13 protein-coding genes are annotated in these 17,493 nt (G+C 72.3%); 8 read left to right on the forward strand and 5 right to left on the reverse strand.

The genetic code is table 11. The annotated features are described in order from the left end of the window. Positions 1–163 precede the first annotated feature (163 nt). A complete protein-coding gene (locus BS80_RS28490) occupies positions 164–1,174 on the reverse strand; it encodes a LacI family DNA-binding transcriptional regulator (protein ID WP_035803478.1) in 1,011 nt (336 codons plus the stop codon). A 277-nt stretch (positions 1,175–1,451) separates the two neighbouring features. On the opposite strand from BS80_RS28490, the gene BS80_RS28495 reads away from it, so the two are divergent. From BS80_RS28495 to BS80_RS28505, 4 genes are all read left to right on the forward strand, one after another. Further along, entirely contained in the window at positions 1,452–5,054 is a 3,603-nt protein-coding gene (locus BS80_RS28495; RefSeq protein ID WP_035803480.1) for a choice-of-anchor D domain-containing protein, read from the forward strand. Between the two features lie 216 nt (positions 5,055–5,270). Further along, positions 5,271–5,741, forward strand: coding sequence for a hypothetical protein (locus BS80_RS43120; RefSeq protein ID WP_051967302.1), 471 nt, complete (start codon positions 5,271–5,273; stop codon positions 5,739–5,741). 19 nt (positions 5,742–5,760) lie between these two features. Beyond that, the gene (locus BS80_RS28500) at positions 5,761–6,165 is read left to right on the forward strand and encodes a CAP domain-containing protein (RefSeq protein ID WP_051967303.1); all 405 of its coding nucleotides are present in this window, start codon (positions 5,761–5,763) and stop codon (positions 6,163–6,165) included. 177 nt (positions 6,166–6,342) lie between these two features. After that, entirely contained in the window at positions 6,343–7,203 is an 861-nt protein-coding gene (locus BS80_RS28505; protein ID WP_035803482.1) for an SDR family NAD(P)-dependent oxidoreductase, read from the forward strand. A 6-nt stretch (positions 7,204–7,209) separates the two neighbouring features. Here BS80_RS28505 and BS80_RS28510 read toward each other — a convergent pair whose 3' ends face one another. Beyond that, entirely contained in the window at positions 7,210–7,920 is a 711-nt protein-coding gene (locus BS80_RS28510; RefSeq protein ID WP_035803484.1) for a TetR/AcrR family transcriptional regulator, read from the reverse strand. A gap of 139 nt (positions 7,921–8,059) precedes the next feature. Between BS80_RS28510 and BS80_RS28515 the strand changes: the two genes are divergently transcribed. Then, a complete protein-coding gene (locus BS80_RS28515; protein ID WP_035803486.1) occupies positions 8,060–9,184 on the forward strand; it encodes an FAD-dependent oxidoreductase in 1,125 nt (374 codons plus the stop codon). 23 nt (positions 9,185–9,207) lie between these two features. On the opposite strand, the gene BS80_RS43650 is transcribed toward BS80_RS28515, so the two are convergent. Beyond that, a complete protein-coding gene (locus BS80_RS43650; RefSeq protein ID WP_269676126.1) occupies positions 9,208–9,333 on the reverse strand; it encodes a hypothetical protein in 126 nt (41 codons plus the stop codon). Positions 9,334–9,644: 311 nt separating this feature from the next. Continuing rightward, on the reverse strand, positions 9,645–12,017 hold the full coding sequence (locus tag BS80_RS38145) for an alkaline phosphatase family protein (protein ID WP_198045642.1): 2,373 nt from the start codon (positions 12,015–12,017) through the stop codon (positions 9,645–9,647). Between the two features lie 252 nt (positions 12,018–12,269). Between BS80_RS38145 and BS80_RS28525 the strand changes: the two genes are divergently transcribed. After that, positions 12,270–13,058, forward strand: coding sequence for a GntR family transcriptional regulator (locus BS80_RS28525; protein ID WP_232246678.1), 789 nt, complete (start codon positions 12,270–12,272; stop codon positions 13,056–13,058). Between the two features lie 223 nt (positions 13,059–13,281). Then, a complete protein-coding gene (gene rph, locus BS80_RS28530) occupies positions 13,282–15,909 on the forward strand; it encodes a rifamycin-inactivating phosphotransferase (RefSeq protein WP_035803491.1) in 2,628 nt (875 codons plus the stop codon). A gap of 63 nt (positions 15,910–15,972) precedes the next feature. On the opposite strand, the gene BS80_RS28535 is transcribed toward rph, so the two are convergent. Further along, complete coding sequence (locus BS80_RS28535; RefSeq protein ID WP_035803493.1) at positions 15,973–16,230, reverse strand: MafI family immunity protein; 258 nt, start codon at positions 16,228–16,230, stop codon at positions 15,973–15,975. An 87-nt stretch (positions 16,231–16,317) separates the two neighbouring features. On the opposite strand from BS80_RS28535, the gene BS80_RS38150 reads away from it, so the two are divergent. Further along, positions 16,318–17,478 (forward strand): copper resistance D family protein, encoded by a 1,161-nt coding sequence (locus BS80_RS38150; protein ID WP_051967305.1) that lies wholly within the window; start codon positions 16,318–16,320, stop codon positions 17,476–17,478. Positions 17,479–17,493 lie beyond the last annotated feature (15 nt).

Genomic DNA, 17,493 nt, shown 5'->3' on the forward strand with positions numbered 1-17,493 from the left:
GTGGGAGGTGGTGGCGACCACACTTAAGCACCGCCGACGATGCCCCCACAAGATATCGACGAAAGATTGCAAGAACTGGACTCCGTTGCGCACCGCGGCGACTGAGACATGACAGGAGGGCCGGACCCCGGCTGGGGTCCGGCCCTCCTGTCGGGCGTACGGCCTACGGCCTGGGCGCGGGCCCGGTCGAGCCCCGGACGACGAGCTCCGGCTCGAAGAGCAACTCGTCGTGCGTGACCCCGGCGCCGGCCAGCTCGTCGACCAGCAACCCCACCGCCGCGCGTCCCATCGCCTCGATGGGCTGGCGGATCGTGGTCAGCGGCGGGTCCGTGCAGGTCATGAACGAGGAGTCGTCGTAGCCGACGATCGAGACGTCGCGCGGCACCTCCATGCCACGGCGGCGGGCCGCCCGTACGGCGCCCAGCGCCAGCGGGTCGGAGGCGCAGACGATCCCGGTGACGCCGCGCGACAGCAGGCGCGCCGCGGCGGCCTGTCCGCCCTCCAGTGAGAACAGCGCGTGCTCGACGTCGTCCTCGCCCAGCCCCAGGCCGGCCCGTTCCAGCGCGGTCCGGGCCGCCGTCTGCTTGCGTCGGGAGGGCATGTGGTCGGGTGGTCCCAGCAGCAGGCCGATCCGCCGGTGGCCCAGTGAGACCAGGTGCCCGACGGCCTGCTCCACCGCCACCGCGTCGTCGCAACTGACCTTGGGGAACGCGAGTTCGTCCACCGCGGCGTTCAGCAGCACGGTCGGGACGCCGCGCTGGTCCAGCAGCTCGTAGTGCTCGTGCGGGGAGTCCGCCTGCGCGTACAGGCCGCCGAAGAAGACCACGCCGGAGACCTGCTGCTGGAGCAGCAGCTCGACGTAGTCCGCCTCGGAGACGCCGCCCGCGGTCTGCGTGCAGAGCACCGGGGTGAAGCCGCGCTGCGCCAGGGCGCCGCTGACCACCTCGGCGAAGGCGGGGAAGATCGGGTTCTGCAGCTCCGGCAGCACCAGGCCGACCAGGCGCGAGCGTTCGCCGCGCAGTTGGGTCGGACGCTCGTAGCCGAGCACGTCCAGCGCGGTCAGCACAGCGCCGCGGGTCTGCTCGGAGACGCCGGGTTTGCCGTTGAGCACCCGGCTGACCGTCGCCTCGCTCACCCCGACCTTCCTGGCCACTTCGGCAAGTCGTCGTGTCATGGGCCACAGCGTAGGGCATTCACCGCAACCGGCTTGCTCCCGTTTGCAAGAAAACGGCACGCCTTGCCGCAAGCGGTTCGCTGCGCTCTGACGGCGGCCGGGGGAGGTTGGCTCGCGATGATGCTTCAGATCTTGCAAGAGAAAGTAAGGATTAGACGGAGATGGGTTGAGATATTGCACGCACATGTCGGAGCGGTTACGGTTCCCCTCGCGTCGACCCCCGTCCGCCCTGCCCACCCGAGCCCGCGGACCCACCTTGTGAGTCGAAGGAGCAGAAGTGTTCCAACCCGTGCGCAACCTGAGACGAGCCCTCGCCCTACCGGTCGTCAGCACGCTGCTGGCCGCCGGCGTCCTCGCGCTGGCCGGCCAGCCGTCCCCGGCCGCCGCCGCTGCTGCCACGCCCGCCGCTGCTGCCACGCCCGCTGCCGCCGCCACCGGCGGCAGCGGCGCCGCCCTGCCGTACGTCGAGGTGCAGGCGGAGAACTCCGCCACCAACGGCACCGTGATCGGCCCGAGTTACACCCAGGGCCAGCTGGCCGACGAGGCGTCGGGGCGCAAGGCCGTGACGCTGCAGGGCACCGGACAGTACGTCACCTTCACCACCCCGGTGGCCACCAACTCGATCGACTTCCGCTACAGCATCCCGGACACCGCGAGCGGCTCGGTGTACAGCGCGCCGCTGTCGCTCTACGTCAACGGCACCAAGCAGAGCGACCTCACCCTGACCAACGCCTACAGCTGGTTCTACGGCGGCTATCCCTTCACCAACGCGCCGGGCAGCAACCCGCACCACTTCTTCGATGAGGTGCACCGCCTGCTCCCGACCTCCTACCCGGCCGGCACCACCTTCAGGTTGCAGGTCGACGCGGGGGACACCGCCTCCGCCTACACCCTCGACTTCGCGGATTTCGAGCAGGTCGGCGCGCCGCAGAGCCAGCCGTCCGGCTCGGTCTCGGTGACCAGCGAGGGCGCCGACGCGACCGGCGCCACCGACGCCACCAGCGCGTTCAACGCCGCGATCAGCGCGGCCGGCCCCGGCGGCACGGTGTGGATCCCGCCGGGCACCTTCGACGTCCCCGGCCACATCGGCGTCAACAACGTGACGATCGCCGGCGCCGGCATGTGGTACTCCACGGTCACCGGTACGGCACCCGGTTTCTACGGCAACTCCGCGCCCTCGCCGAGCGCCAATGTGCACCTGCGGGACTTCGCGATCTCCGGCAACGTCCAGGAGCGTGACGACAGCGCCCAGGTCAACGGCATCGGCGGCGCGCTGAGCAACTCCACCGTCTCGAACCTCTGGATCGAGCACGAGAAGGTCGGCGCCTGGATGGACGGGCCGATGGACCACCTGACCTTCAGCGGCATGCGCATCCGAGACACCACCGCGGACGGTGTCAACTTCCACGGCGGCGTCACCAACTCCACCGTCACGGGCAGCGACATCCGCAACACCGGCGACGACGGCATCGCCACCTGGGCGGACTCCGCCGTCGGCGCCGACGCCAACGACACGATCTCCGGCAACACCGTGCAGCTGCAGATGCTCGCCAACGGGATCGCGATCTACGGCGGCCACGACAACACCGTCACCGGCAACCTGGTCCAGGACAGCGGGATCACCCAGGGCGGCGGCATCCAGGTGGGGCAGCGCTTCACCTCCACCCCGGTCGGCACCACCACCATCTCGGGCAACACCCTGATCCGGGACGGCAGCCTCGACCCGAACTGGCAGTTCGGCGTCGGCGCGCTCTGGTTCGACGGCAGCCAGGGCGCGATCACCGGCCCGGTCAACGTGAGCAACGCGCTGATCGAGCAGAGCCCGTACGAGGCCGTGCAGTGGGTCGAGGGCACCGTCAGCGGGGTCTCGCTCAGCAATGTGACCATCGCGGGCACCGGAACCTTCGCCCTGCAGGAGCAGACCGGCGGCGCGGCGACCTTCACGAACGTCACCGCCACCGGCGTGGGCGCGCCCACCCCCGTCTACACCTGCGAGGGCGGCAACTTCACGGTCACCGACGGCGGCGGCAACTCCGGGATCGGCGGCACGCCCGCCTGCGGTCCCTGGCCGGCGCCGGTCTTCCCGCCCTACCCCGCCACGGGCGTGACGGCCAGTCCGAGCGCGCTCGACTTCGGCTCGGCCGCGACCGGCTCGACCAGCGCCGCGCAGAGCGTGACGGTTGCCAACCCGACCGGCTCGGCGGCGCCCGTCTCCTCCGTCACCGTCAGCGGTGACTTCGCCCGGACCAGCACCTGCGGCTCGTCGATCCCGGCGAACGGCTCCTGCACGGTCGGCGTGACCTTCACCCCGACCGCCACCGGCGCCCGCACCGGGACCCTGGCCATCACCGCGGGCGGCGTCGTCAACACCGTCAGCCTCACCGGCACCGGCACCGCGCCGGGCCCGGTGCTGAACGCCGCCCCGGCCGCCCTGTCCTTCGCCCGCACGGTGGTCGGCTCCCAGGCCGCCGCCCAGACCGTGACGGTGACCAACGCGGGCACCACCGCGGCGAGCGTCTCCGGCGTCGCGGCCAGTGGTGACTTCAGCCAGACCGACACCTGCTCGACGGTCGCGGTCGGTGCCTCCTGCACGGTGAGCGTCGTCTTCACGCCCACGGCGGGCGGATCGCGCACCGGCAGCCTGACCCTCACCGGCAACGCCAACAACAGCCCGACCACCGTCGCGCTCAGCGGCACCGGCATCGACTCCAGCACCAACGTCGCGGCCGGCCAGCCGGCCTCGGCGAGTTCGGCGAACAGTCCCTACGTCGCCGCGAACCTCACCGACCCGGACCCGTCGACCTACTGGGAGAGCCAGAACGGCGCGTTCCCGCAGTGGGCCCAGGTCGACCTCGGCCAGAGCTACCGGATCGGCCGGGTCGTCCTCAAGCTCCCGCCGGCCACCGCCTGGGGAGCCCGCACCCAGACCCTGTCGCTGCTGGGCTCGACGGACGGCTCGACCTTCTCGACGATCGTCGGCTCGGCCGCGTACAGCTTCGACCCCAGTGCCAACGCCAACACGGTCGCCATCACCTTCAACGCCACCACGGCCCGGTACGTCCGGGCCGACATCACCGCCAACACCGGCTGGAGCGCCGGCCAGCTGTCGGACTTCGAGGTCTTCCCCAGCGGCGGCGGGACCGGCCCCGCGACGCTGACAGCCAGCCCGGGCTCGCTGACCTTCGCCGGTCAGCCGGTCGGCAGCACCAGCGCCGCGCAGACGGTCACGGTCGCCAACACCGGCACCGCGGCGGCGACCGTCTCCGCCGTCACGGCCTCCGGTGACTTCGCGCAGAGCACCACCTGCGGGACGTCCATCGCACCGGGCGCCTCCTGCACGGTCGGCGTGACCTTCACCCCGACCGCCACCGGCTCCCGTTCGGGCAGCGTGACGCTCGCCGGCGGCGCCGGGACCAGCCCGCTCACCATCGCCCTCAGTGGCACCGGCACCCCGTCCCCGACCACCAACCTGGCGCTCGGCGCCACGATGACCGCCAGCGGCTACACCCAGACCTACGCACCCGCCAACGCCAACGACGCCAACACCGCCAGCTACTGGGAGAGTTCCGACAACGCCTTCCCGCAGTGGCTGCAGGCCGACCTGGGCACCCGTCAGACGCTCGGCTCGATCACGCTGGACCTGCCGCCGTCCACCGCCTGGGCCACCCGCACGCAGACCCTGAGCGTGCTGGGCTCCACCGACGGCAGCACCTGGACGACGCTGGTCGGCTCCGCCGCCTACACCTTCAACCCGGCCACCGGAAACACCGTCGGCATCACGCTCCCGAACGGGACCGCCGACCGGTACCTGCGGCTGAACTTCACGGCCAACACCGGCTGGCCGGCCGGGCAGCTCTCGGAGTTCGAGATCTTCGACTGAGCCGCCGCGCACGGTCGAACCGGGGGTGCGGCCCGCCGCGTGTGGCGGCGGGCCGTGCCCCCTCGGCCGCGCGCGGGCTGACGGTGAAGCGGGACCTGTGCCGACTCTTAAGAGCTCTTGAAGTTGCCGCCCGAGGCCGTTTGAAGAGGTCGGGACCGCCTAGGTTCGTAGCCGCTGCCCCGACATCCCCCTTCGAACCCCGAGGTGTTGCGCATCATGAGTTCTCACCGCCGCGTCCCCGCCAAGGCCTCCGTCTCCCGCCGGCGCCGCCTGCGGCGGACCTCGCGACTGCGGCTGGTGATGACGGGCGCCGCCACCCTCGCGGTCCTGGGCGGCGGTACGGCGTTCGCCTGCGTGGGGGTGGGCGGCGGGCCGGCGCCCGTGGCCGCCGCGCCGGTCGGCCACCCGGGACGGCCCACCCGAGCCGGCCCGCCCCGAGCATCCGCGGCCGTCCGGGACGGCGGCTGCACCGGCCTCGCCCGCCCCGCCGTCCGCCGTCCCGTCGCCCTCCGCCCCGCCCGCGTCGCCGCCCGCGTCGCCGGTGTCGGCATCGCCGTCCGCGCCGACCGCGCCGACCGTGGTCCCGTCCCCGCCGGCCCGTCCCACCCCGCCCGTCGCGCCCTCGTCCGCCCCCTCCGCCCCGGCCCCCGCTTCGTCTGCGCCCGCCGCGCCGGGCGTACCCGGTGACAGCGTCGAGGTCGACCACGTGCTGGCCCTGATCAACCAGGCCAGGGCTGCCCAGGGCCTGCCCGCCTACACCCTGGACGCCGGCCTGATCCGCAGCGCGGCGGGCCACAACCAGGTGATGTCCTCGGGCTGCGGCCTCTCCCACCAGTGCCCGGGGGAGGACGCGTTCGGCAAGCGCGAGCAGGCGCAGGGGGTGAGCTGGACGTCGGCCGGCGAGAACATAGGCGACGGCGGGCCGGTCGCCTCGACGGACCAGGCGATCTCCGCCATGGCGGTGGGCCTGACCCAGTCCATGCTGGACGAGAAGGCGCCGGACGACGGCCACCGCCGGAACATCCTGAGCCCGGACTTCACCCGCGTCGGCATCGCCGTCCTGCGGGACGCCTCCGGCACGGTCTGGATGACCCAGGACTTCGCGTCCTGACGGTCCGGGCAGGCGCGTGGGTCCGTCCCAGGCGGTGCCACGCCCTGGCCGACCACGCGCTCTTCGCGCGCCGGTGGGCGCTTCCGCGCGCCGTGCGCGCGAGGTATCCGTGAGCGAACGCCGTCCCTACCGTGTCCCGGGCAGCCGCACACCGCGCGACACCCAGGGGGACGGACGATGACACGACGCTGGCTGGTGACCGGATGCTCCTCGGGGCTCGGACTCGCGCTGGCGCGAGCCGTCCTGGCAGCCGGGGACCAGTTGCTCGCCACCACCCGCAGACCCTCCCCGCTCGACGCCCTCGCCGCCGAGCACCCCGAGCAGCTGGTCACCGCGACCCTCGACCTGGGGGACGCCGTCGCCGCCGAGGCGGCCGTACGCCTGGCGGCCGACCGTTTCGGCGGGGTGGACGTACTGGTCAACAACGCGGGCACCGGGCTCTTCGGCGCCGTCGAGGAGGTGTCGGACGCGGAGCTGCGCGCCCAGCTGGAGACGCTGGTGGTGGCTCCCTGGCGGCTGGCGAGGCTGGTGCTCCCGCTGATGCGCGCCCAGGGCTCCGGCCACATCCTGAACGTCTCCTCGCTGGCCGGCCGGATGGCCTGGCCGGGACTGTCCGCCTATGTGACCGGCAAGTACGCCCTGGAGGGGATGAGCCAGGCGCTCGCGGCGGAGGCCGGGCCGCTCGGCATCCGGGTGACGGTGCTGGAGCCCGGCGGCTTCGCCACCGGCTACGGCGACGCGCTCGCCGAGGCGGCCGCCCGGGTACCCGCCTACGCCCCGAGCACGACGCCGATGCGCGACGCCCTGCGCGGCATGCGGGAGAACGAGTCGCTGGGCCGCCCCGAGGACTTCGCCGACCTGGTCCTGCGCGTGGTCGCCGCCCCCTCCGCGCCGCTGCGCCTGCCGGTCGGCGACGACGCCCACACGTACGTCGCGGCCGTCGAGGAGCTCGGGCGTCAGGAACTCGCCGCCGCCCGCGCGTTCGCCCTGGGGGACCCGACGACCGCCCCCGTCCCGGCCCCGACCAGGGCGTCCTGAGTTCGGCTAGCCTCGCGGCGGGTGCAGAGCGGTGATGCCGGCGAGGACGAGATCGATCCCGGCAAGGAACTGCTCGCGGTCGTCGTGCGCGCGCAGCTGCTCCGCAACGGCCCGGGTGAACGGGTAGTCGTCGGGGTCGAGTTCCTCCCAGGCGTTCGACACGGCGTCGAGGAACTCGGCGCGGTTCGCGTCGGGCCCCAGAGCGCGGGCGTTCGCGGCGTTCTGGGCAGCGGCGCCGAGGATGTACTCCACCAGCACCGAGGCCGCCGTGAACCAGCTGCCCTCGGGCACGCCCAGCGCGCGGACCTGCCGCCCGACGCTCTCGAAGATCCGCGGTGTCGTCACCTGGAGTGAGCTGGCGGTGAGTTGCGCCGCGACCCAGGGGTGCTCGTCGATCGTGTCGAACAGGCCCGACGCGACGGCGCGGACCCTCTCCTGCGGTGTGGAGTCGGCGGACCCAGTGGACCCGGCAGACCCGGCGGGCTCGACGGCCAGCGCGGCGGCGATGACGGCGTCGGTGGCGGCGGCGAGCAGTTCGCCCTTGTTCGCCACATGCCAGTAGATCGCCCCGTGCCCGGTGGCGAGGCGCTCGGTCAGCGCCCGGAACGTCAGCCCGCCCTCGCCGGCCGTGTCGAGCAGCTCGACGGCTGCCTCGACGATGCGCTCCCGGGAGAGCGCCTCTGTGCGCCGCTGCGAGCGGCCCGTCCGTGTTGCCATGCCGCCATCTTGACACACCTGGAGCGCCGTTCCACTATGGAGTGGCGTTCCATTATGGAGCGCCGTTCCAGTCCTGGAACGGCCCACCGGAGACAGCGGCCGTACTCAGCCGCGCCCTCGAACCCCCTCAGGAGCCACGATGCGCACTCCCGTCACGATCATCGGCGCCGGACTCGGCGGTCTCATGCTCGCCCGCGTCCTGCACGTGCACGGAGTCCCGGCCACGGTCTACGAGGCGGAGGCCTCCCCGACCGCGCGAGCGCAGGGCGGGATGCTCGACATCCACGACCACAACGGCCAGCCGGCTCTGCGGGCGGCGGGCCTGATCGAGGAGTTCCGCGGCCTCATCCTGGAGGGCCGCCAAGCGACGCGGGCCCTCGCCCCGGACGGGACCGTGCTGCTGGACGAGCCCGACGACGGCACGGGCGGACGCCCCGAGGTGCAGCGCGGCGCGCTGCGCCGGCTCCTGATCGACTCGCTCCCGGCCGGCACCGTCCGGTGGGGCTGCAAGGCCGCCGGCATCCGCGCCCTCGGCGACGGTCGCCACGAGGTCACCTTCGCGGACGGCAGCACCGTCGTCACCGACCTGCTGGTCGGCGCGGACGGCGCGTGGTCGCGAGTCCGGCCACTGCTCTCCGATGCGGTACCCGAGTACGTCGGCACGTCGTTCGTCGAGACCTACCTCTTCGACTGCGAGACCCGCCACCCCGCCAGCGCGAAGGCGGTCGGCGAGGGAGCGCTGTTCGCCCTCGTGCCGGGGAAGGGCATCCAGGCCCACCGGGAGAGCGGCGGGACCCTCCACACCTACGTGGCCCTGGCCAGGTCGCAGGAGTGGCTGGCCGCCATCGACTTCACCGACTCCGCCGCGGCCGCGGCGCGGGTCGCGCAGGAGTTCGAGAACTGGGCGCCGGAGCTCACCGCGTTGATCACCGATGGCGAGACCCCGCCGGTCCTGCGTCCCCTCAACGCCCTGCCGATCGGGCACCGGTGGGACCGGGTGCCGGGGGTGACCCTGGTCGGCGACGCCGCCCACCTCATGATCCCGTCCGGCGAAGGCGCCAACCTGGCCATGTACGACGGCGCCGAACTCGGCAAGGCCATCGCCGCGCACCCCGACGACGTGGAGGCCGCACTCACCGCCTACGAGCAGGCCCTCTTCCCGCGCAGCGCCGAGGAAGCCGCCGCGGCCGCCCAGCTCCACGAGCTCATGCTCGGCGAAAACGCCCCCCACGGCCTGATCGCCATGCTCACCGGACACGAGTAGACCCGCTGCCGCTGCCGTTGCCGTCAGTCGATGGCGCGCGTGGCCGTCTCCAGTGCGACGGGGAGTGCGGCGGCGTCGACGCCGAGTCCGAGCAGCGGCGGGTCGGCCGAGCGGTGCACGAGCATGGCGGCCACCACGTCGGGATCCATACCCTGTCCGCCCAGGTCCGCAGATCCAAGGCCCGGCCCCGCAGGCCCGGACAGCCCCGGGCCGGGTGACCCGGGGCTGCCGATCGGCTGCGGGCCCGGAAAGACCCGCCGTGCAGGTCTAGTGCCGCGTCAGGCAACCTTCGCCCCGTCGCGACGCCCGGCACGCACTCTCGCCGCACCGGCCGAAAGCCCAAGTACGTCCAGTACGAGGACTTCCGGCCGACACGCCGAGAGCACGCACCAGGGGGGCACCTCCCGGCCGAAGGCTGGGGGACCCGCTCCTTGACGGGCAAAAGTTGCCTGACGCGGCACTAGTTGGCGAAGGTCATGGCGATGTCGTCGATGTAGCCGTCGTCACCCGTTCCGGCCTGGCGCTGGAAGGCGACGGTGAACCGGACCGAGACCGTGCCGACGGGCACGGTGCCGGTGGCCGACTCGTACAGCAGAGCCGTGGCGTTGCCGCGCTGGGACGCGGTGACCGGGGCGAGGCTCGCGGTGCCGAGGGAACTGCCGGAGGAGCTGAGGAAGGTGGCGGTGAGGCCGGCGTTGTCGCCCTGGCTCGCGTAGCCGCCGATCCAGGCCGAGAGGGTGTAGGGCAGGGTGCCGGTGGCGATCTGGGCGGCCTGGGCGGCGACGCTGTCGGTCTGGGTCATCGAGGCGGTGGCGCTGTCCCCGCCGTCGAAGAAGGCCTTGCCGGGGGTGGCGGGGGCCTGCGGGCCCTGGGTGGCGGTCGGGAAGCCGCCGGAGGCGCCGTAGCACACCTGCTGCGGTGCGTTCGTCAACGTCCAGGACTGGGCCGGGGTGCCGGTGCCCTCGGTGCTCTGGCAACTCCCGCTCTCGGCAGCAGGGTTGACGATCGGGACGGTGAAGGAGGATCCCGAGGGGGCGACGGTGTAGCTGAAGGCGGCCCTGCCCGTGGCACCGGTGGTGTCGGTCGCGGTGACGGTGACCGTGCTGGTCCCGGCGGTGGTGGGGGTGCCGGAGATCAGGCCGCTGCCGCTGATGGTGAGGCCGGCGGGCAGGCCGGTGGCCGTGTAGCCGAGGGTCTGGCCGGAGCCCGAGTCGGTGCCCTGGAGTTGGAGGGAGGTCGGGCTGCCCACCGTCGCGTTCTGCGTGCCGGGGTTGCCGACCGTCACGGTGTTCCCGCCGGTCCGGGCGTTGGTGAAGACCTCGTTGTAGGGGGTGGCCCACCGGTCGTTGTTGGTCATGGCGGGCAGGCCGAGCGCACCCTCGATGACGCGGGCGGTGCTGTAGTGGTCGTAGCGGTTGGCGTCCTGGTAGCCGGCCTGCACGGTGCCCTGGGAGCCGATGACGATGGTGGCGACCTGGTTGGACTGGCCGGGGCCGAAGCCGCCGGGCCCGTTGTTGCCGTCCTCGTCCCAGGTCAGCACCAGCAGCGACTTCTGCTGGGTCCAGGCGGGGGAGTTGAACAGCGTGGGCAGCGTCTGGCTGAGCCAGGTGTCGCCGGGGGCGATGCCGCAGCCCTCCATGTCGTTGCACGAGTCGGCGTCGGCCCAGACGAAGGCCGGGGTCGTGGACGTGCCGGCGAGGTCGGTGTTGAGCAGCTGGGGCAGCGGCTGCCAGTGGGCTTGGCAGTACGCGTTGTCGCTCTGCATCTTGGGGTCGTAGTAGAAGGGGACGTCGTCGCTCTCGTAGTTACCGCTGTTCGACGTCTGGCAGTTGCTGGTCTGGCTCTGGACGTACTGCTTCCAGCTCTTGCCCGCCGCGTCCAGGTTGTCGTTGAGGCCGTTGTTCGTCGCCGCGCACGCCGGGGTGGTGATGCAGTCGGCGCCGGGAGTGCTGTGGTTGCTGCGCCCGTACGAGTTGCCGAACGCGATGGCCTCGTAGTTGGGGTCGGAACTGTGGGTGTTGGCGTGGTAGTTCGTCAGCAGCGAGCCCATCGGCAGCAGGGTGTTGTTGATGTACGGCGCGCTGGAGTTGCCGATGATCCCGGCACCGCCGTCGGCGGTGTTGGAGGAGGCCGAGTAGTTGTTGTTCTCCATCATGACGACGAAGACGTGGTCGTAGGCCGGCACCGTCGAGGCCGGGACGGTCGGCGTCGCGGCGGTGGCCGGGGTGTCCAGGGCCAGTGACAGGCCGTCGGCCAGGCCGTCGTTCTGCGTGCCGGTCATGGTGAAGTCGACCGCGGTCCGGATCGAGCGGGTGCCCGCCGGCACCGCGGCGGTGGCGCTGCGCGGCAGGAACTCGGTGGTGTTGGAACGGTCGGCGGCCAGCACCGGGCCGATGGCCGAGGTGCCGAGCGAGGCCCCGGACGCGTCCAGGTAGGTGATCGTCACCGCGGCCGCGTCGTTGTAACTGCCGACGCCGCCCAGCTGGGCGGAGAGGGTCGAGTGCACCGTGCCGGCGTCGATCGCCGCGGCGGCCGAGGACACGTCGGTGAGCTGGGTCATCTCCGAGGAGCCGCGCGAGCCGCCCTGGAAGTACGACGCGCCCTGCGCACCCGGCGTGCCGGTGTTCGCGACGTTCGCCGCGTTGTAGCAGTCGATGACCGGGTCGCCGGAGGTGATCTGCCAGCCCGGCAGCGTCGTCTCCTCCCAGCCACCGGGAGAGCACTGCCCGGTCTCCGCGCCGGAGTTGAGGAGGAGATTACCGCTGGTCGTCGCGGCGACCGCCGGGCCGACGGCCGGGACGTACAGCGCCGCGCCCAGCAGTGCGGCGGTCACCGCCCGTACGGTCCATGGGGTGAGCGTTCTGAGCTTGCCGTGCATCGAGTTCCTCCAGAGGGAACGGGATCCGAAACCGCAGAGCATCCGTGTGCTGTCTCGACTGGGCTAGCCCAATCGGCGACAGGCTGTCGGCTGCCGGCGGACACGGCTGGTCCGGAAGCTGCCCGGCAGGCGACCATCGGGCGAACAGCGCGCACCGCGCCCCGCGCGCCGCCGGGCACGCACCGGGCGGGGGCTACCCTGGACGGGGTGACCACAGGCCAGGCCCAGACCAGCGCTCCACCCGCCGCCTCGCTGCGCCCCACCCGTGAGGGCGTGCCGGAGCACGGCGAGCCGCCCAAGTACTTCCAGGTGAAGAACAAGATCTCCCTGGTCCTGGACAGCCTCAGCCAAGGCGCCACCGTCCCGACCGAGCGCGTCCTGTCCGAGCGTTTCGGCGTCTCGCGGATGACCATCCGCCAGGCCATCAGGGAACTGCGGCTGGAGGGGCGCGTTCAGCGTCGCGGCCGCTCCACCGTCGTCGCGGGCCCCAAGTTCGTCCAGCCGCTCACGCTGGCCAGCTACACCGAGGGTGTCCGCCGGCAGGGCCGCAGGCCGGGCCGCGAGCTCATCGTCTTCGAACGGATCGCGGCCCACGAGAACCTCGCCGAGCGCCTGCGCGTCCCGCCTGGCGCCGCGGTGCTGCACCTCGAACGGTTGCTGCTCGCCGACGACGAGCGCGTCGGGATCGAGAGCACCTACCTGGCCGAGCGGCGCTTCCCCGACCTGCTCGACCGGTTCGATCCCACCACGTCCCTCTACGCCTACCTGCGGGCGAGCGGCGTCGTGTTCGCCGAGGCCGACGAGCGGATCGAGACCGTCCTCGCCTCGCCGCGCGAGGTGGACCTGATCGGCACCAGCCCCGCGCTGCCCATGCTCCTGCTCAACCGGGTCACCCGGGACGCCGACGGGCACCCGGTCGAGTGCGTGCGCTCGCTCTACCGGGGCGACCGCTTCAGCTTCTCCGCCCGCCTCACACCCGACGCACCGGAACTATGACGGCACATGGCAAAGGCAAGGAGAGTCCTCTCCCTGCCACTTCCAAGATATAGCGCACCGGGGGGCTTGCCACAAGACCCGGGGCACCGCGCACAATCGTCGACTTGGACCGACCGACCGGCAGTGCGGCTTCAGCTGCGGCCGCTCGGCGGGGCGGCGCGGCGCCGGTGATTCGATCGGCCACCGCGATGCAATGGAGTGCGGCTGTCCAGGAGGAAACGCCATGACCGAGCAGTATGTGTGGGATCTCCAGGAGGTCGACGACACGCGGGTCGCGGCCGTGGGCGGCAAGGGCGCGCAACTGGGAGGGCTGTCACGGATCGACGGCGTCCGCGTGCCGGGTGGCTTCTGCGTGACGACGGACGCTTTCCGGCGGATCATGGCGCAGGCACCGTCGATCGACGAGCGGCTCGACGAGTTGTCGCGCTTGACCCGCTTCGCCGCCGAGGGGGACGACCGGGAGGCGATCCGCACGCTCGGCGCACGGATTCGCCGGACCATCGAGGAGACCGCCATCCCGGGTGATCTCGCGGCGGCGATCACCGGCGCCCTCGCCCGGTTCGGCGAGCAGGCCGCCTATGCCGTCCGGTCCAGCGCGACGGCGGAGGACCTGCCGACGGCCTCCTTCGCCGGCCAGCAGGACACGTACCTGAACGTCGTGGGGTCGGCGGCGGTCCTCCAGCACGTCAGCCGTTGCTGGGCCTCGCTGTTCACCGAGCGGGCCGTGACCTACCGTCAGCGCCACGGCATCGACCACCGTACGGTCCAGATGGCCGTGGTCGTGCAGCGGATGGTCGTCCCACAGGCGGCCGGTGTCCTGTTCACGGCCGACCCCGTCACGGGCAACCGGACGGTCGCCACCGTCGACGCCGCCTTCGGGCTCGGCGAGGCCGTGGTCTCCGGCCTGGTGAACCCGGACGTCTTCAAGGTGCGGCACGGCGAGGTGGTCGAGAAGGCGATCGCCGCCAAACAGCGTGCCGTTCACGCGCTGCCGGACGGCGGTACGCGGGAGGTGGCGATCGACTCGCGGCGCCGGCGGCAGCCGGCGCTGACGGATGACCAGGTCGTGCGGCTCGTGCGGCTCGGGCGGCGGATCGAGGCGCACTTCGGCCGCCCGCAGGACATCGAATGGTGCCTGGCCGACGACGGCTTCCAGATCGTTCAGAGCCGGCCGATCACAACACTGTTCCCCGTCCCCGAGTCCGGCGACCAGGAGAACCACGTCTACGTCTCCGTCGGCCACGGGCAGATGATGACCGACCCGATGAAGCCGCTGGGGTACTCCATGTGGCAGCTGACGGCCATGGTGGCGATGCACGAGGCCGGCGGGCGGCTGTTCGTCGACGTCACCCGGCGGCTGGCCTCGCCCGCGAGCCGGGCCGGCCTCCTGGACGTCATAGGGCGCGGCGATCCGCTGACCAGGGACGCTCTGGAGACCGTCCTCGAGCGCGGCGACTTCGTCCCCTCGCTCCCGGACGCGGGTCCCGGCGGGCCGCCGGCCGGCGCTGCGGCCGCCCCGGTCGAGACCGATCCGGCCATCGTCACCGGGCTGATCGAGCGCAGCCGGGCGTCCGTCGCCGCCCTGGAGCGCGACATCCGGACGAAGAGCGGACCGGCGCTGTTCGCCTTCCTGTTGGAGGCCTTCGAGGAGCACAAACGCGTCCTCGGTGATCCGCTGAACATTCAGGTGATCATGGCGGGGATGGAGGCCACCTGGTGGCTCAACGACAAGCTGGGGGAGTGGCTGGGCGAGAAGAACGCGGCTGACACGCTCACGCTGTCCGCCCCCGACAACATCACCTCGGAGATGGGACTGGCGCTGCTCGACGTCGCGGACGTGATCCGCCCGCTGCCGGAGGCGGTGGCCTTCCTGGAGGGCGCCCGGGACGAGGGAATCCGGGGTGACGGCTTCCTGGACGAGCTGACGAAGCTCGCGGGCGGGACCGAAGCGCGCGACGCCGTGGAGGCCTATCTCGACCGGTACGGCATGCGCTGCGTCGGCGAGATCGACATCACCAGGCCGCGCTGGCGCGAGCGCCCCAGCACGCTCGTGCCGGTGATCCTCGACAACGTCAGGATCTTCGAGCCGGGCGCCGCCGCGCGGCGCTTCGAGCAGGGGCGGCAGAAGGCGCGGCGGAAGGAACAGGACGTGCTGACGCGCCTGCGGGCGCTGCCGGACGGGGACCGCAAGGCCGACGAGGCCAAGCGGATGATCGACCGGGTCCGCACCTTCATCGGGTACCGGGAGTACCCGAAGTACGGCATCGTCAGCCGCTACTTCGTCTACAAGCAGGCCCTGTTGGGGGAGGCCGAGCGCCTCGTGCAGGCCGGTGTGCTCGCCGAGCGGGAGGACGCCTTCTACCTCACCTTCCAGGAACTCCACGACGTCGTACGCTCGCAGCGGGTGGATGACCGGCTCATCCAGCAGCGCAAGGACGCGTTCCGCTCCTACCACGCGCTCACACCGCCGCGGGTGCTCACCTCGGAGGGGGACGCCGTCAACGGGGCGTACCGGCGCGACGACGTGCCGGCCGGCGCCCTGGTCGGCGTACCGGTCTCCGCCGGGACCGTCGAGGGTCGGGCCCGCGTCATCCTCGACATGGCGCAGGCCGATCTCCAGGCGGGCGACATCCTGGTGACGACCTTCACGGATCCCAGCTGGTCGCCGCTGTTCGTCGCCATCGCGGGCCTGGTGACGGAGGTGGGCGGCCTGATGACCCATGGCGCGGTGATCGCCCGGGAGTACGGCCTGCCGGCCATCGTGGGCGTGGAGGGGGCCACCCGGCTGATCCGGGACGGGCAGCGGATCCGCGTCCACGGAACCGAGGGATACGTCGAGATCCTGTCCTGAACCGGTGAGCGGCGGGCCGCACCGGACCGGCGTCCGGTGCGGCCCCGCCGTTTCCCGGGCCGGCTACGGCGCGGTGCGCAGTTCCTCGACAACCTCGATGTACCGGGCCGGCAGTCCGAGAGCGTCGGTGAGTTCACGGATCAGCTCCACCTCCTCCGAGGTGAGGCTCTCCTCCTCGTCGGAGAGGAAGTCGCAGAGGATCCCCAACCCCAGCTCGGCCTCGTTCGCCTCCACGAACGTGAGGTAGTCCTGCACCGCGTGCGCCGGAACGTGCGTGCCGACCATCGTGGCCAGCTCACGCAGCTTCTTCTCAACCATCATCAGCGAGCTCCCGGGTCCGAAAGCCAGTGACCATACCCCAGTCGGGGTGTAGACAGACACCTCGTTACTTAGGTTAGCCTCACCTTCATGAGTTTCGTCCACCTGGCCGCCGCGGCCGGCTACACCACCCCTGCCCTCTCCCGGATTCTCACCAAGTCCGGCTATTTCCTCGGCTTGTGCGGAGCCGTCGGATCCACCGTGACCTACGCGGCAGCGGTCCGCCCGGCGCTGCGGGCCCCGCAGAACGAGCCGGCCGACGCCGCCGCGCTGCGCCGCAGGATGTCGCTCTACCTGGCCTGGGCCGGGGTGGTCCTGCTCGTGGCCGGCTACTTCGAGCTCGCCGCCCGCCGGGCCGGCAGGAGCAAGCCGCTCGGCGACTCGCTCGCGCCGGGCCGGCTCTGGGACTTCCTGCGGGCACCCGCGGCGAAGGGGACCTGGGTGGCCCAGGGGACGGTCTACCTGGTCCAGAACGCCGTGCTGCTCCTGGCGTCCGCCGTCCTCGTCGCGCTGTTCGTCCCACGGGTCAGGCGGCACCTGGACGTTCTCGCCCTGACCGCACTGCCGCTGGCGCTGGCCGGCACGCTCGTCGCCGGGATACCGGTCACCGCGCCCAAGGACGCGGACCACGTGCTCGACCCGCTGCTCGACCAGGTGCACATCGTCAGCGGCACCGTCTGGGTCGGCGGTCTGGCCCTGCTCGCCACCCTCGCCGCCGCCCGCGGCCGGCTGAGCGAGAACGCCGGCGTGCTGTGGGCCGACCTCTGGCGCCGGTTCAGCCTGGTCGCCCTGGTCTGCGTCGGTGCGGTGCTCACCTCCGGTCTGTGGATGGGCTGGAAGCACGTCGGCGGGATCAGCCAGCTGTGGACGACGACCTACGGGACCTTCCTGCTCGTCAAGGTCGCGCTGGTGCTCTCCATGGTCGTGGCCGGCGGCGTCAACCAGTTCTGGCTGATGCCCCGGATCGCCCGGGCCCGCCGCGCCGATTCCGCGGCCTCCCTCCTCGACCTGACGCTGCGTCACTTCCCCAGGGTGGTCTGGCTGGAGGTCGCGCTCGGGGTCGGTGTGCTGGCCGTCGTGCCCTTCCTCAGCGGCTCCGCCCGCTCGCAGGCCGGTAGCCCGCCGGCCGTCTCCAGTGGCGGCATCCTCGCCGTGGGCGTCCTGCTGGTCCTCACCCTCGCGGCCTCGCTCTACATCACGGTCCGCACCTCCGACGCCCTCTCCCGGCGCAGCGGCCTCGCCACGCCCTGAGCCCTCCGGGGTCGG

The organism is Kitasatospora mediocidica KCTC 9733, assembly GCF_000744225.1.
Lineage (GTDB): Bacteria > Actinomycetota > Actinomycetes > Streptomycetales > Streptomycetaceae > Kitasatospora > Kitasatospora mediocidica.

Coding starts and splice junctions, on each gene's coding strand:
- BS80_RS28490 (WP_035803478.1), bottom strand. CDS start 1,174: ATGACACGACGACTTGCCGAAGTGGCCAGGAAGGTCGGGGTGAGCGAG.
- BS80_RS43120 (WP_051967302.1), top strand. CDS start 5,271: ATGAGTTCTCACCGCCGCGTCCCCGCCAAGGCCTCCGTCTCCCGCCGG.
- BS80_RS28505 (WP_035803482.1), top strand. CDS start 6,343: ATGACACGACGCTGGCTGGTGACCGGATGCTCCTCGGGGCTCGGACTC.
- BS80_RS28510 (WP_035803484.1), bottom strand. CDS start 7,920: ATGGCAACACGGACGGGCCGCTCGCAGCGGCGCACAGAGGCGCTCTCC.
- BS80_RS28515 (WP_035803486.1), top strand. CDS start 8,060: ATGCGCACTCCCGTCACGATCATCGGCGCCGGACTCGGCGGTCTCATG.
- BS80_RS43650 (WP_269676126.1), bottom strand. CDS start 9,333: ATGGATCCCGACGTGGTGGCCGCCATGCTCGTGCACCGCTCGGCCGAC.
- rph (WP_035803491.1), top strand. CDS start 13,282: ATGACCGAGCAGTATGTGTGGGATCTCCAGGAGGTCGACGACACGCGG.
- BS80_RS28535 (WP_035803493.1), bottom strand. CDS start 16,230: ATGATGGTTGAGAAGAAGCTGCGTGAGCTGGCCACGATGGTCGGCACG.
- BS80_RS38150 (WP_051967305.1), top strand. CDS start 16,318: ATGAGTTTCGTCCACCTGGCCGCCGCGGCCGGCTACACCACCCCTGCC.